The 15,653-nt window shown below is 67.3% G+C and carries 10 protein-coding genes and 1 tRNA gene; 3 read left to right on the top strand and 8 right to left on the bottom strand.

All coding sequences use genetic code 11. The features are described 5' to 3' along the window. Positions 1-58: 58 nt before the first annotated feature. A complete protein-coding gene (locus tag LF262_RS00770) occupies positions 59-1,375 on the bottom strand; it encodes a GNAT family N-acetyltransferase (protein ID WP_235778387.1) in 1,317 nt (438 codons plus the stop codon). Continuing rightward, a complete protein-coding gene (gene polA / locus LF262_RS00765) occupies positions 1,375-4,182 on the bottom strand; it encodes a DNA polymerase I (RefSeq protein WP_443729154.1) in 2,808 nt (935 codons plus the stop codon). The genes LF262_RS00770 and polA overlap by 1 nt, the downstream gene beginning before the upstream one ends. Here polA and LF262_RS00760 point away from each other — a divergent pair. Continuing rightward, positions 4,181-4,735, top strand: a complete 555-nt coding sequence (locus LF262_RS00760; RefSeq protein WP_235778386.1) for a hotdog fold thioesterase — start codon at positions 4,181-4,183, stop codon at positions 4,733-4,735. The two genes, polA and LF262_RS00760, sit on opposite strands and share 2 nt — an antisense overlap. A gap of 17 nt (positions 4,736-4,752) precedes the next feature. Here LF262_RS00760 and LF262_RS00755 read toward each other — a convergent pair whose 3' ends face one another. Then, positions 4,753-5,295, bottom strand: coding sequence for a dihydrofolate reductase family protein (locus LF262_RS00755; RefSeq protein WP_235778385.1), 543 nt, complete (start codon positions 5,293-5,295; stop codon positions 4,753-4,755). Between the two features lie 86 nt (positions 5,296-5,381). Here LF262_RS00755 and LF262_RS00750 point away from each other — a divergent pair, with 86 nt between their 5' ends. Continuing rightward, positions 5,382-5,582 (top strand): hypothetical protein, encoded by a 201-nt coding sequence (locus LF262_RS00750; protein ID WP_235778384.1) that lies wholly within the window; start codon positions 5,382-5,384, stop codon positions 5,580-5,582. Positions 5,583-5,645: 63 nt separating this feature from the next. Here LF262_RS00750 and LF262_RS00745 read toward each other — a convergent pair. Further along, positions 5,646-5,727, bottom strand: a tRNA-Leu gene (locus LF262_RS00745). Positions 5,728-5,814: 87 nt separating this feature from the next. On the opposite strand from LF262_RS00745, the gene LF262_RS00740 reads away from it, so the two are divergent. Continuing rightward, positions 5,815-6,441, top strand: coding sequence for an ANTAR domain-containing response regulator (locus LF262_RS00740; protein ID WP_372462696.1), 627 nt, complete (start codon positions 5,815-5,817; stop codon positions 6,439-6,441). 98 nt (positions 6,442-6,539) lie between these two features. Here LF262_RS00740 and pyk read toward each other — a convergent pair whose 3' ends face one another. The 4 genes from pyk to lgt all read right to left on the bottom strand — a co-directional run bounded on the left by pyk (position 6,540) and on the right by lgt (position 15,653). Beyond that, positions 6,540-8,048, bottom strand: coding sequence for a pyruvate kinase (gene pyk, locus LF262_RS00735; RefSeq protein ID WP_235778383.1), 1,509 nt, complete (start codon positions 8,046-8,048; stop codon positions 6,540-6,542). A gap of 107 nt (positions 8,049-8,155) precedes the next feature. Further along, positions 8,156-9,616, bottom strand: coding sequence for a glutamate synthase subunit beta (locus LF262_RS00730; protein WP_235778382.1), 1,461 nt, complete (start codon positions 9,614-9,616; stop codon positions 8,156-8,158). Then, positions 9,609-14,228, bottom strand: a complete 4,620-nt coding sequence (gene gltB, locus LF262_RS00725) for a glutamate synthase large subunit (RefSeq protein ID WP_235778381.1) — start codon at positions 14,226-14,228, stop codon at positions 9,609-9,611. The genes LF262_RS00730 and gltB overlap by 8 nt, the downstream gene beginning before the upstream one ends. A gap of 444 nt (positions 14,229-14,672) precedes the next feature. Further along, positions 14,673-15,653: a prolipoprotein diacylglyceryl transferase gene (lgt, locus tag LF262_RS00720; protein ID WP_235778380.1), complete on the bottom strand. Its 981-nt coding sequence runs from the start codon at positions 15,651-15,653 to the stop codon at positions 14,673-14,675.

The raw sequence follows: 15,653 nt of genomic DNA, 5'->3' as shown, positions 1-15,653 counted from the left end.
ACAGGGGACGAACGTCCGGCCCAGTGGGCCCTCGTCCGGAGCTCCCCGGGAGGGCTGCTCAGAAGTGCGTAAAGCAGTGTGCGGGCCGTTCGACCGCGAGCATCCGCTCGAGCGTGAGCGCCGCGCCGGCGGCCCCCTCGCCGGCCCGGATCCTGCCGGCCTCTGCGAGAGTCACCGGGCTCACGCCGCCGACGTACACGGAGGAGAGCTCCGCGATGTTCATCGTGAGGTCGTCGGCCACCGAGTCATCGTCGGACAGGCGCTCTATCCGGGCCGCCCCGGCTGACGCTGCAAGCCGGTACCTGCCCGTGGTGAAGCCCAAAGGATCGTCAACGCGCAAGACCAGCTCGCCGTCGTGCGCGAAGGCCCGGGCGCCGAGCGCCGCCTCAACATCCAGAATGCGCAGCCACAGCATGTCCTGCGCGCCCTCGGCCTTCACCGCGCGCTGGTCCTCGAGGGCCCACACGAGCGGATCCTGGGCAGGAGCCTCATCCCACACAATCCTCTCGATGAGGTCGAGGGACCCGAGAAACTCCCACAGCCCGAGGTATGCCTCTGGTGTGGCGGCGACGAGATCCCGCAGCTCCATGGTCGGCGGCTCGTGCTTCCAGCCGCGGAACGAGTAGGCCGCGTAGCCGTCCGGCTCCCCCGACTCATCGAGGTGCACTGCTACTCGGGCAGCGTTGTCCGGTCCGGCCGTGTCATCGGCCCACTGGCCGCCAGCGCGCAGCCGGTAGCGCTCCTGCCGCTCGATCGAACCGGGGACCGCCGCATGCGCACGGGCGAAGATCTTCGGCGCGAGCTCGAGCATGGCAGCGGGGTCCACCGCCACGACCCTGCCGCTCGGCGGGACGGCGAGCCTGAACCGAGGGCCGGTCTCGACCGCGACACGCCGCTCGAAGGTGGCCGTGCCGTATCCGAAGCGCCGGTAGATCGATGCCTCCGAGGCAGTGAGCGCGGCAATGGGCACGCCGCTGGACTTTGCGCGGGCGAGGTCTTCGGCCATGAGCCGCCGGAGCAGGCCCCGGCGACGATGGTCGGTGCGCACCGTGACCGCGGTGACGAGGTGCGCGGGAACGAGGCGCCCGTAGCCGATGTTCAGGGACTTCCGCAGGGTCGCGAAGGTCGCGACGGGCCGAGCGCTGCCGAATCCTGGGGCATCCGTGTCGCTGGCCTCGTAGACGCCGGTCAGCTCGCGGTCGTCCACGATGTAGGCGTCCGCGATCTTGGAAAGGTGCTCGCCGCCGACCGAGACCTCATAGAAGCCGTAGTTGACGGCGCGGATCCACTCCTCGGTGTGCCCGAAGTCCGGGCTCGAGGCAGGCGCGGCGCGGAACCGGCGGACCTCATAACGCGCCGGCGTCAGCTCATCCATCAGTGTCCCGCCTCATTCCATGTGCGGCCGACGCCGATCTGGACGTCGAGCGGAACACTCAGCTGGGCCGCGGAACCCATCTCCGCCTCGACAATCTCCCGCACGGTCGCCTCCTCACCTGGCGCTACCTCGACCACAAGCTCGTCATGGATCTGGAGAAGGAGCCGCGATCCCAGACCGCGCCCGTGCAGCTGGCCGTCGACGCCGATCATGGCGCGTTTGATGATGTCCGCCGCCGAGCCCTGGATTGGCGAGTTCAGGGCAATTCTCTCCGCGAGCTCGCGGTGTGCCCGGTTCGGGCTCGTGAGATCCGGGAGGTAACGGCGCCGGCCGAAGATGGTCTGTGTGTAGCCGTCTTGCCGGGCCTGCTCGACCACGCCCCGGAGATAGTCCCGCACTGCGCCGAACCGGTCGAAGTAGTCCTTCATCAGGGTCCGCGCCTCGTCGACGGAGATCTCGAGCTGCTTCGACAGGCCGAATGAGGACAGTCCGTACGCCAGGCCGTAGGACATCGCCTTGACCTTCGACCGCATCTCGGACGTGACCTCGGCGGGCTCGACGTGGAAGATCCGCGAGCCGACGAACCGGTGCAGGTCCTCGCCTTCCCGGTAGGCCTCGATAAGCCCCTCGTCGCCGGAGAGGTGGGCCATGATGCGCATCTCGATCTGCGAGTAGTCAGCGGAGAGAAGGGACTCGTATCCCTCGCCCACCACGAAGACGTCGCGCACCCGACGCCCCTCCTCGGAGCGGATCGGGATGTTCTGGAGATTGGGGTTGTTGGAGGAGAGCCGGCCGGTTGCTGCGATCGTCTGGGCGTATGTCGTGTGGATCCGGCCGTCCTTCGTGACGGACTTCTTGAGCGTCTCGACCATCTGGCGCAGCTTGCTCGATTCACGGTGCGCCATGAGCGAGGCCAGGAAGGGGTGGCCCGTCTTGTCCAGGAGTTCCTTGAGGGACGCGGCGTCGGTCGTATAGCCGGTCTTGATCTTCTTCGTCTTGGGCAGCTCGAGCTCCTCGAACAGGACCGTCTGGAGCTGTTTGGGCGAGCCGAGGTTCACCTCATGCCCGATCGCCGTGTAGGCGGCGGCAGCAGCCTGCTCGCTCGCCGCGCCGAGCTCGTTCATGAGGGCCTCGATCTGCGCCACATCCACCGCGATGCCAGCCCACTCCATGTCCAGGAGGACCCGGGAGAGCGGCAGCTCCATGTCCTGCAGCAGACCACTCGCCCCGACCTCCTCGAGCTTCGGGGCGAGGTCCTCGTGCAGGGCGTGCACGACGGCGGCCTGCCGGGCGAGCGCCGCAGAGGCAGCCTCCGCTCCCCCGAGGTCGAACGCGAGCTGTCCCGTGGTCGCGCCGCCTGCGGCCAGTTCGATGCCCAAATGGTGCTGGGCGAGACCCGCCAAGGCATAGGAACGGCGGTCCGGCTCTGCCAAGTAGCCCGAGACCGAGACATCGTCGACAATTCCGGCGATCTCGGCGCCGACACCGCGCAGGGCCTTGGCCGCCTCCTTGAGCTCGGCAGTGGCTTTGGACACCGAGCCGTCCGCGAGCCATGCCACCAGCGGGGCCGGAACGCTTCCCTCGAGAGGCACCACAACGGCAGCGTCGGACGTCGCGAGGGCTATCGCATCCGTCGCCGGACGGGGCCCGGCACCGTCGGTCCGGACGGCGACCGCGATCGGCGCTGACCCGGCGCCTCCGGTGAGACCGGCAAGGGAGGCGGCCAGCGCGCCGTCGTCCGTCACGACGGTGTGCGGCGGGACACGGAAGGAGTCCTTCGCCCCCTCGGGTCCCTCCGTTCCGAAGATTTCGTAGACGCGAGTGCGCAGCGCCTTGAACTCCAGTTCGTCGAACAGGGCCTCGACCGCCGCACGCTCCGGCCGGGGGTCCGCGAGGTCATCCAGGCCCAGGGGCAGTTCGAGGTCCGTCAGGAGTCGGTTGAGCCGCCGGTTCCGCTCAACGGCCTCAAGGTTGTCGCGGAGGTTCTCCCCCGCCCTCCCCTTGATCTCACCGGCATGGGCGAGGACTCCCTCGAGCCCGTCGTACTGCGCAATCCACTTCGCTGCCGTCTTCGGCCCGACACCGGGGACGCCTGGGAGGTTGTCCGCGCTCTCGCCGACCAGCGCCGCGAGGTCCGGGTATCGCGCGGGCGAAACGAGGTACTTCTCCTCGATTGCCTCCGCGTCCATGCGCGGAATGTCGCTCACGCCCTTGCGCGGGTACAGCACGGACACGCTGTCGTTGACGAGCTGGAACGTGTCCCTGTCACCGGAGACGAGAAGAACCTCGAATCCTGCCGCCGTGCCCTGGGCGGCGAGCGTGGCCAAAATGTCGTCGGCCTCGTGGCCCGGCGCCTCCATGGTGCGGATGCCCAGAGCGGTCATGACCTTCTTGATGTAGTCGATCTGGCCCGCGAACTCGGGCGGAGTGGCATTCCGGCCGCCCTTGTACTCGCTGTAGACGGCCTTGCGCTGCGTGGTCTCGTCGCTCACGTCGAAGGCGACGGCCACGTGCGTCGGCTGCTGGTCGCGTACCAAATTGATGAGCATCGAGGTGAAACCGTGGACCGCATTGGTGTGCTGCCCGGCCGCGTTGACGAAGCTCTCCGCCGGCAGCGCGAAGAAGGCTCGGAAGGCCATCGAGTGGCCATCCAGCACCAGCAGCCTTGGCCGCTGCCCGTCAGGTGCTCCGCCGGACGCGGCCCCCTCCGGCTCGGCTCCCTCGGGCACTGTCCCCCCTGATCGGACAGGGGCGGGCGCGGCGAGCGTTTTGCTGGTTTCAGTCACGGGTGCCAGCCTAGTGGCCATGCACGACAATTTCACCGAGCCTCATCCCCGCTCCGGCTCCGGCCTCAGCCCCATCGAGGGGCAGGCGAACGACGGATCGGCAGCAGGTTTCCACGCCCACGCGATCGAGGCCGAGCTTGAGGCAGCAGGAATCCCCGAGCACCTCCGCCCCTGGCTCGCGAGCCGGGGCGTGGGGGCGCTCGTGGCCAAGATGAGCATCGTCTTCGAGGAGCTTACGGCCCAGCTCGCGATAGCAACGATGCCGGTCGCCGGCAACACCCAGGTGGCAGGCATCCTCCACGGGGGCGCACACGCGGTGCTCGCCGAGACGCTCGGCTCATTCGCGGCGTCGCTCCAGGCCGGTGAGGGGCGGCATGCAGTCGGCGTCGACCTCAATGCGACCCACCACCGGCCTGCCGTGCGGGGGCTCGTGCGCGGCACGTGCACCGCGGTCCATCTGGGACGGACGCTCACCACCCACGAGATCGTCATCACCGACGAGGACGGACGCCGGCTCTCGACAGCGCGCATCACCAACCTGCTTCGCGACAACCCCGCCGGCGTGGGGCACTAGACGCTCCGCGCGGGCCCCTAGGCCGCCCTCCGGTACCGCAGTTCCACCGCGCCAGCACGCTCCGTGAGGCCCTCGAACGTGAAGTCCGCGGGAACGGCGAGCGGACTTCCACCGAGCAGCGGCACGCCGCCACCGAGTGCCACCGGTACGATCGTCAGGACAATCCTGTCGATGAGCCCCGCAGCGACGAACTGACCGGCAAGCGAACCGCCGCCCACGATGTACACGTCTTTCTCGCCCGCATCGCGGCGCAGCTCGCCGGCAAACGTTCCGACGTCGCCGCGCACGAGGACCACGTCCGCGCCGTCGTCCGTACCGAATTCGTGGTGCGTGAACACCCAGCACGGCACCTTGTAGGGCCACTCACCCGGATGATGGTTGCGGATCCACTCGTACGTACCGCCGCCCATCACCACGCATCCGACGCCGTCCGCGAAAGCCTTGTACGAGTCGCCCAGTCCGTCGACCTCGTCGAACTTGTCGAGCCAGGCGAGCCCGCCGTCGTCCTGCGCAATGTAGCCATCGAGGCTGCTCCCCACGAAGTACACGAAGTCAGACATGACGCCAGCGTAGCCATGCACCGAAGGCAATCCCAGCTTCACCGGAGACGTGGACATTGCCCCGTCGTGGCGCTAGCGTCGGGCGCATGGATGCCGAGAAGCGATCAGAGAACGAGACCCCGCGCGAAGGGGGCTACGGGAGCCCGACACCCGAGGACGAGACTGTTCCGGGGACCGCGCCGTCCGCCGACGCCGACATGGACGCCGCCAACACGGAGCAGGAGCCCGAACGCAAAGAGTTCTCCTCAGAGTCCGACGCCGAGGGATCCGGGCTGGACGACGCCTGACCGCACAGGGGATCGCCCGAAGTACAGTGAAGGCGCCCCCGCAATGCCGGGGCGCCTTCAGTGTGCCCGAGGTGGGACTCGAACCCACACACCTTTCGATACCGCATTTTGAGTGCGGCGCGTCTGCCAATTCCGCCACTCGGGCCTAGGGCCACGTTGCCCTGGCCACCGCGACTACTGTACCCGGTAGGATCGGGGGCAGAAACATCCGCCTGACTCTCTAGGAGCCCGCGTGTCAGACAAGACTCCCCGGCCTACGCAAGCCGACGAAAAGGCGCAGACTGTGGCTCCGGCGCGGCGCGTCGTCGTGGCCGAGGATGAGACCCTCATCCGGCTCGACATCATCGAAATCCTCCGCGGAGAGGGGTACGACGTCATCGCCGAGGCGGACAATGGGCAGCGCGCCGTCGAACTCGCCGAGGAGCACAAGCCGGACCTCGTCCTGATGGACGTGAAGATGCCCGTCATGGACGGCATCACAGCGGCCGAGAAGATCGTGAAGGCCCGCATCGCCCCCGTGGTCCTCCTGACCGCCTTCAGCCAGAAAGAGCTCGTCGAGCGTGCCCGTGACGCCGGCGCCATGGCCTACGTCGTGAAGCCCTTCACGCCCAACGATCTGATCCCTGCGCTCGAGATCGCCCTTTCACGCCATGAGGAGATCAAGGCGCTCGAATCCGAGGTCACCGATCTCAAGGAACAGTTCGCGACCCGCAAGCTCGTCGAGCGCGCCAAGAGCCTCCTCATCACCAAGATGGGGCTGACAGAGCCCGAGGCGTTCCGCTGGATCCAGAAGACGTCAATGGACCGCCGCCTGAGCATGCGCGAGGTCGCCGAGACGATCATCAACCAGGTGACCTAGCCGAGTGACCGGCCCCAACGGGCCGCCGGCCGGCACAGCCCGACACATACTGAAAGGGCCGCACCCGTTCGCGGGTGCCGCCCTTCCGTAGGCCTCGCCTAGAGCTTCTGGCGTCTAGGCTCCGTGGGAAGCGGCCACGGACCGATCTGCTCCCGCCGCGGAGTGGCCGCGCCCTCGAGCACCTGGCCGGCGTCAGCGAGGTCGCCGACCTTGTGCACGCGGAGCATGTTGGTCGACCCTGCGACCCCGGGCGGGGAGCCAGCCGCGACGACCACGAGATCGTTGGGTGCCGCGAGGCCTGCGCGCAGCAGGTACTCGTCGACCTGTGCGATCATCTGGTCCGTGTGCGCGGCGAACTCGACCAGCCGCGGCTGGATCCCCCAGCACAGGCTCAGGATATTCAAGGTCGACATCAAAGGCGTGAACGCAAAGACGGGCTTCTGGGGGCGGAGGCGGCTCAGGCGCCGGGCCGAGTCACCCGACTGCGTGAAGGTGCAGATGTACCGCGCATCGAGCTGGTCCGCGATGGCCACCGCTGCACGCGTGATGGCGCCGCCACGCGTCTTCGGCTGCGACCCGAGCGGCGGGACACGTTCGAGGCCATGGTCCTCGGTGGACTCGATGATCTTGGCCATCGTCTTCACCGTCACGATGGGGTAGGCACCAACGCTCGTCTCGCCCGAGAGCATGACCGCATCCGCACCATCCAGCACCGCGTTCGCGCAGTCCGAGGCTTCGGCGCGCGTGGGCCTCGGGTTCTCGATCATTGACTCGAGGACCTGAGTGGCAACGATGACCGGCTTGGCCCATCGACGCGCGAGCTCGATCGCGCGCTTCTGCACGAGCGGGACCTGCTCGAGCGGCAGCTCGACTCCGAGATCGCCGCGCGCGACCATGATCGCATCGAAGGCGTCGATGATCTCGTGCAGCTGGTCCACGGCCTGGGGCTTCTCGATCTTGGCGATCACCGGGACCCGATGGCCCTCCTCGTCCATGATGGCGTGCACGCGCTCGACATCCCGCGCGTCCCGCACAAATGAGAGCGCCACAAAGTCCACGCCCCGCTTGAGGGCCCAGCGCAGATCCACCTCGTCCTTGTCGCTGAGTGCGGGGACGTTGACGGCGACGCCGGGCAGGTTGATGCCCTTGTTGTTGGACACCGTGCCGGCGACTGTGACCTCTGTGACGACCTTGACGTCGTCGACGGCGGTGGCCCGGAGCGCGACCTTGCCATCGTCGATGAGGAGGGAGTCCCCCACTTTGACGTCCTCGGTCAGGCTCTTCAGCGTCGTTGAGCAGATGTCCTTCGTGCCTGGGACATCCTCGGTGGTGATGGTGAAGACATCCCCGACCGCGAGCGCATGCGGCCCGTCCGCAAAACGGCCCAGACGGATCTTCGGACCCTGGAGGTCTGCCATGATGCCGACAGCCTTGCCAAGTTCAGTCGCCGCCTTGCGCACGTTCTCGTACGTCTTGTCGTGCACCGTGTGGTCGCCGTGGCTCATGTTCATGCGAGCTACGTCCACGCCCGCCTCGAGGATAGCCAGCGTGTTCTCGTAGCTGGAGATAGCCGGACCGAACGTGGCCACGATCTTCGCGCGTCTCATATTCCTACCCTAGGTCTGAAGTGGTCGAGTGCGTTTCTTCGAAAGGTGAACAGCTGGTGCAGACACGCGAGATGCGGGCCGTGGGGGCCCGCATCTGGCGAGCGGTTTCAGAGGACAGTGATTGCGCGGTCGGTCGGCGCGACTGGGGCGGGCAGCACCGTGGCGCCCATGAGATGCCGGTCCACGGCGGCTGCCGCCGCACGGCCCTCCGCGATGGCCCACACGATAAGCGACTGACCACGGCCAGCGTCTCCGGCGACGAAGATGCCCGGGACCTCGGTCATGTAGTCGGCGTCCCGTGCCACGTTGCCGCGGTCGTCGAACCCCGCGCTGACCTGCTCCGTGAGGCCGGCTGGCTCGGCGCCGGTGAATCCCAGGGCGAGGAACACTAGGTCAACGGGGATGATCCGCTCCGTCCCGGCTTTGGGGACGCGCTTGCCTTCGGTGTACTCCGTCTCCGCGACCTTGAGCCCGACCAGCCGGCCGTTCTCTCCCACGAACTCCACCGTCGAGGCGAGGTAGGTCCGCTCGCCGCCCTCCTCGTGGGCCGTCGCCACCTCGAACAGGTTCGGGAACATCGGCCACGGCTGGTGCGCGGGACGCTCCCTGGGTGGCTGCTTGCCTATCGCCAGAGTCGTGACCGAGGCAGCCTGCTGGCGGTGGGCAGTGCCGATGCAGTCAGCCCCCGTGTCACCACCGCCGAGGATGACCACGTGCTTTCCGCGCGCATCGATCTGGTCCGTCACCGTGTCCCCGGCCACAGCGTGGTTGGACTGCACGAGGTAATCCATCGCGTAGTGGACACCGTCCAGGTGCCGCCCGGGAATCGGGAGGTCGCGCGGCACGGTCGCGCCGGTAGCGACCACCACGGCGTCATAGCGCCGCCGCAGCTGGTCCCAGCTGACGTCCTTGCCGACATTCACGCCCGTGCGGAAGCGCGTGCCCTCGGCCTGCATCTGGGCCAGACGCCGGTCGATAACGTCCTTCTCCATCTTGAAGTCAGGGATGCCGTAGCGGAGGAGGCCGCCGATCCGGTCGTCCCGCTCGTAGACAGCCACCGTATGGCCGATGCGGGTCAGCTGCTGGGCGGCGGCGAGGCCAGCCGGACCCGAGCCGACGACGGCAACCGTCTTGCCTGTGAGACGGGCCGGCGGAAGAGGCTCGACCCACCCCTCGTCGAAGGCCTGCTCCGCGATCGAGACCTCGATCTGCTTGATCGTCACGGCCGGCTGGTTGATACCGAGAACGCACGCGGTCTCGCACGGTGCCGGGCACAGACGGCCGGTGAACTCGGGGAAGTTGTTGGTCGCATGCAGCCGCTCGGACGCATCCAGCCCTTTGCCTCGGCGCGTCAAATCGTTCCACTCGGGAATGAGGTTCCCCAGCGGGCAGCCGTGGTGGCAGAAGGGCACGCCGCAGTCCATGCAGCGCGATGCCTGACGTGCCAGGACGGTGTCCTCCTGGCGCGCCTCATACACCTCCTTCCAGTCCATGATCCGGACGGGAACAGGGCGTCGCGGCTGCGTCTCACGCTGCCGGACTTTCAGGAATCCACGTGGGTCAGCCACCGGTCACCTCCAGGATGCGAGACCAAACTTCCTCACCGTCCGGGTCGAGGCCCTCTTCGAGGGCACCCAGACGGGTCTGCAGCACCGCTGCATAGTCGCGCGGGAGGACCTTGGTGATCCTGGCCGCGGTGTCGTCGAAGTTGTCGAGGAGCCGCTGCGCGAGCGCGGAGTCGGTTTCTTCGATGTGCTTCACGAGAAGGTTGCGCACAATGTCCCGGTCCTCGTCGTCGAGCTCGATGAGCGCCAGCTCGCCCGAGTCGAGGGCCTGCCGGTTGACACGCTCAGGCTTGAGGTCGAGCACGAAGGCGGTGCCCCCGGACATGCCCGCGCCGAAGTTGCGGCCCGTGCGCCCGAGGATGAGCGCCTGTCCACCGGTCATGTACTCGCACCCGTGGTCGCCGATGCCCTCGACGACGGCGGTGGCGCCCGAGTTGCGGACGAGGAACCGCTCGCCGACCTGTCCCCTGAGGAATAGCTCTCCGCTCGTGGCGCCGTACCCGATGACGTTGCCCGCTATCACGTTGTGCTCGGCAGGGAAGACGTTGGTGCGATCCGGCCGCACGATGATGCGCCCGCCCGAGAGGCCCTTGCCGACGTAGTCGTTCGAGTCACCAAAGAGGCGCAACGTGATGCCGGACGGGAGGAACGCCCCGAGGGACTGTCCGGCGGTACCGGTGAGCGTGATGTCGATCGTATCGGTGCCGAGGGTCTCGATCCCGAACGTCTTGGTGACGTTGTAGCCCAGCATGGTGCCGACTGAGCGGTCCGTGTTGACCACGGGCAGGCTGATCTTGACGGGCAAGCGGTTGGCGAGCGCCTCCGAGGCGAGCTCGATGAGCTGCACGTCGAAGTGCTTCTCCAGTTCGTGGTTCTGGCCCGTCGTGTTCCGCAGGGGAGCGTCCTCGTCGAAATCGAGGCCGGCGAGGATCGGCGTGAGGTCGAGTCCCTCGGCCTTCCAGTGCTCGATCGCGGCGCGCGTTTCGAGGACCTCGGAGTGGCCGATGGCCTCTTCGATAGAACGGAACCCGAGCTTGGCGAGGTGCTCTCGGATCTCCTCTGCGATGAACTCGAAGAAGTTCACCACGAACTCGGGCTTGCCGGAGAACCGCGCCCGCAGCTCGGGGTTCTGGGTCGCGACGCCGACGGGACACGTGTCCAGATGACAGACGCGCATCATGATGCAGCCCGACACCACGAGGGCTGTTGTCGCGAACCCGTACTCCTCGGCGCCCAGCAGAGCGGCGATCACCACATCGCGCCCCGTCTTGAGCTGGCCGTCGACCTGGACGACCACCCGGTCGCGCAGGCCGTTAAGCATGAGTGTCTGCTGGGTCTCGGCAAGGCCGAGCTCCCACGGAACGCCCGCGTGCTTGAGGGAATTCAGCGGCGAGGCGCCGGTGCCGCCGTCGTGCCCCGAGACGAGCACGACGTCGGCCTTGGCCTTGGTCACGCCGGCGGCAACTGTGCCAATCCCCACTTCGGAGACGAGCTTGACGTGCACGCGGGCCTTGGGGTTGGCACGCTTGAGGTCGTAGATGAGCTGCGCGAGGTCCTCGATCGAGTAGATGTCATGGTGCGGTGGAGGCGAGATGAGCGCCACGCCGGGGGTCGAGTGGCGCGTGCGCGCAACCCACGGGTAGACCTTCTGGGCCATGAGCTGGCCGCCCTCGCCCGGCTTGGCGCCCTGGGCCATCTTGATCTGGATGTCATCGGCGTTCGCCAGGTACAGGCTCGTGACGCCGAAACGTCCCGAAGCGACCTGCTTGATCGCCGAGCGACGCTGGGGGTCGAGGAGGCGGTCCACATCCTCGCCGCCTTCTCCCGTGTTGGACTTCGCACCGAGGCGGTTCATCGCGATCGCGAGCGTCTCGTGAGCTTCCTTGGAGATTGACCCGTAGCTCATCGCACCGGTCGAGAAGCGCTTGACGATCGAGGAGACCGGCTCGACCTCCTCGATCGGGACGGCGGGACGGAGGCCTTCCTTGAAGCTGAGCAGGCCCCGGAGGGTCATGAGGTTCTCCGACTGGTCGTCGATCCCGTTCGTGTAGGCCTTGAACACGTCGTAGCGCCGCTCACGCGTCGAGTGCTGGAGACGGAACACGGTCTCCGGGTTGAACAGGTGCGGTTCACCGTCCCGGCGCCATTGGTACTCACCGCCGTTCATGAGCGCACGGTGCGGCTGCTCGATACCCGAGGACGGGTAGGCCATCGCGTGGCGGGCAGCGGTCTCTGCCGCGATGACGTCGAGGCCGACGCCGCCCAGCTGGCTGTGTGTTCCGGCGAAGAACTCGTCCACGAGGTCCTGGGACAGGCCCAGCGCCTCGAACGTCTGCGCGCCGCAGTACGAGGCCACGGTCGAGATACCCATCTTGGACATGATCTTGAGGACGCCCTTGCCGAGGCCCTTGATCAGGTTGTAGACACCGTCCTCGGGCGTCACACCTTGGAGCTCTCCCGAACGTATGAGCTCCTCGACGCTCTCCATCGCGAGGTACGGATTGACCGCGGAGGCCCCGTATCCGAGCAGGACGGCGACGTGATGCACTTCGCGGACATCGCCCGTCTCGACGACAAGGGCGGTCTTGGTGCGGTTCGCGCTCCGCAGGAGGTGGTGGTGCACGGCCGAGAGCAGCAGGAGCGAGGGGATCGGTGCCCACTGGGCATTCGAATCGCGGTCCGAGAGCACCACGTACTGCACACCGCGATTGATCGCGCCCGAGACCTGCTCGCAGATCTCGGTCAAACGCGCGCGCAGTGCCGCTTCGCCGCCCTCGGGACGATACAGGCCGCGGACCTTGACGGCGATCCGCTCGCCCGCATTGTCCCCAGTTTCCGCCTCCATGTTGGCGATCTTGGCGAGCTGGTCGTTGTTGATCACGGGGAATGGCAGGATGACCTGCCTCTCCTTGACGCGGTTGGTGCTCAGCAGGTTGCCGTTGGGACCGATCGCGCCGTTGAGGCTTGTCACGAGCTCCTCGCGGATCGCGTCAAGCGGCGGATTGGTCACCTGCGCGAACGACTGCACGAAGTAGTCGAACAGCAGTCGGGGGCGCTTGGAGAGGACCGCAACGGGTGTGTCGGTACCCATCGCGCCGATCGGCTCGGCCCCGGTGCGTGCCATCGGCCCGACCAGGATGCGCAGCTCTTCCTGGGTGTAGCCAAAGGTGCGCTGGCGCACGTTGACCGACTGAGGGGTGTGCACGACGTGCTCCCGCTCGGGGAGCTCATCGAGGCGGATCACATTCTCCGAGAGCCACTCGGCCCACGGGTTCGTGCCCGCGATCTCGGCCTTGACCTCCTGGTCGTCGATGATCCGGCCCGCCTCGGTGTCCACCACGAACATCTTGCCGGGCGCGACACGGCCCTTCTTGACCACATTCGCGGGCTCGACGTCGACAACACCGACCTCGGACGCGAAGACGACAAGACCGTCCTCAGTGACCCAGTAGCGGCAGGGACGGAGGCCATTGCGGTCCAAGGTCGCACCGACCACGGTGCCGTCCGTGAATGAGACGGCCGCAGGGCCATCCCAGGGCTCCATGAGGAGTGAGTGGTACTCGTAGAAGGCGCGGCGCGCCGGATCCATCGTGGCGTGGTTCTCCCAGGCCTCGGGGATCATCATCATGATCGAGTGGGTGATCGGCCGGCCGGAGAGCCACAAGAGCTCGGCGACCTCGTCGAAGGAGGCCGAGTCGGAGGCGCCCGGGGTACAGATCGGGAAGAGCTCTTCGGGCGCGTCTCCCAGGAGCCGGCTGCTCAGCTGGGACTGGCGCGCACGCATCCAGTTGCGGTTGCCCTTGACCGTGTTGATCTCGCCGTTGTGGGCAATGGTACGGAACGGCTGTGCCAGCGGCCATGACGGGAACGTGTTCGTGGAGAAGCGCGAGTGGACGATCGCGAGCTTGGTCGCGAAGCGGTCGTCCGAGAGGTCCGGGTAGAAGGGCTCGAGCTGCGCTGTGGTGAGCATCCCCTTGTACACAATGGTGCGCGAGGACAGCGATGGGAAGTACACGCCGTACTTGTTCTGGGCCTTCTTGCGGATCCGCCAGACCCGACCGTCAAGGTCATTGCGGTCCAGGTCCTCGCCGGTGGCCGAAGCCAAGAAGGGCTGCTCGAAGCGCGGCATGCATGCCCTCGCCATGGCTCCGACGAGCTCGGCGACTACAGGGACATTGCGCCAGCCAAGGACCGTGAGGCCCTCGGCCTCGGCAAGCGATTCGATGCCGGTCCGCGCTGCCGCTGCCTCGCGCGCCTCTGTCGGCAGGAACGCGATGCCGACTGCGTACCGGCCGGGGGCGGGAAGCTCGAAGTCGACAATCGCACGGAAGAAGGCGTCAGGAATCTGCGTCAGGAGGCCCGCGCCGTCGCCCGTCCCCTCGTCGGCGCCCACGGCTCCGCGGTGCTCAAGGGCTCGGAGTGCGTGGAGTGCCGCGTCGACGATGTCATGGCCGGCTTCGCCGCGCAGAGTCGCGACGATCGCGAGACCGCACGCGTCCTTCTCAGCGTCGGCGTTGTACAGCCCCGAGGAAGCAGGGAGGGAGGAGTAGCGTTCGAAGGGCGAGAGCACCCTTTCGGACTCCTGCTCGGCTGCGCCGTATGTCGGGTGAGTCATGACGTAACGTCCTTCCTCCTGGTCGATTCGCGACAGGGGACGCCGTTGGCCCCGCAATGCCGGTGCCGTGAAGGCACAGCAAGGCGCTGTTTACTGGAATTGTATGGCCCGTCAGTGCAGGGCTGGACGGCCCGCCGGCTGTGTGGCAATACACTAGCGCCCTCCCCTACTGGTGCGGGAGGGGTATTCAGGTCCACATCATTGTGGGGTACGAGCCACCCGGGCGGTGGCCCGGGCACGGAGCGACCGCGGCTCCCCCTGCCTGCCGGTCGGTCAGCGGCTCAGGACTCCGGCGCGGCCTTTGATGCGGGCCGCGGAGTGTGAGCGCCGTCTCGACTGTGCGCCAGATTATCACGAACCCGCATGCCGAGATGGGCTCGTCCGTATGCCGGACATGCCTGATCGCCGAGGCAACGCCTCCCTGGCCTCTGGGATCCTGGAAGGCTAGCCCCTGTGATGGTCCTGCACCTCCTCCGCCTGAGCCGAGTCGCGCTTCTCCGCCTCCTTGGTTCCGGTGCCGGCGGCGGAATCCGCGGCCGCCGCTGCTGGCTCGTGTCCAGGCAGCCACACGCGCTCGCTCTCCTGTCGTCGCGCCAGCGTGAGGGCACCTAGGATGACGAGGGCACTGACGAAGACGAAGACGGACGTCCACACGTTCAGACGCGCAGTGATGCCCGCGAGGGTAATCATCTGCGCGTCGTCGATCCGCAGGGCCTCTATCCACACACGCCCAAGGGTGTAGTACGCGGCATAGAGCCAGAACAGGCGTCCCCCGCGGAACCGGAACCGACGGTCGAGCAGAAGCAGGATGACTACGCCGACCAGGTTCCACACCGACTCGTAGAGGAACGTCGGGTGGAAGAGTGTCCCGGGGGCGTATCCGGCGGGGAAGTTGGGACTCACCCGGTCCACCTCAAGACCCCACGGCAGAGAGGTAGGACCTCCGAAGAGTTCCTGGTTGAAGTAGTTGCCCCAGCGCCCAATCGCCTGCGCAAGCAGCAGCCCCGGCGCAGCGGCATCCATGAACGCGGTGAGGCGCACGCCCGCGCGCCTGCATCCGATCCAGGCGCCAACAGCACCCAGCACGACCGCGCCCCAGATGCCGAGGCCACCCTCCCAAATCCGGGGGATGGCACTCAGATCACCCGTTCCGTTGTACCCCGGGCCGAAGTATCGGTCCGGTGAGGTGAGAACGTGGTAGAGCCGGCCGCCGATGATGCCCGCGGGAATGGCCCAGACAGCGATATCCCAGATCGCGTCCGTGCTGCCCCCGCGAGACTTCCACCGCCGAGCAGTCAGCCACAGCGCGACGACAATGCCAGCCAGGATGCAGAGCGCGTAGGCGTGGATCCGCAGCCAGCCCCAAGAGAGTGGGACGTCGAACCCGGACCATACGGGGCTCGGGATCGCCGTGACTACCCCCAT

Origin of the sequence: Sinomonas notoginsengisoli (assembly GCF_021554725.1) — a bacterium.
GTDB classification, from domain to species: domain Bacteria; phylum Actinomycetota; class Actinomycetes; order Actinomycetales; family Micrococcaceae; genus Sinomonas; species Sinomonas notoginsengisoli.
This window is presented reverse-complemented; position numbering and strand designations above follow the sequence as displayed.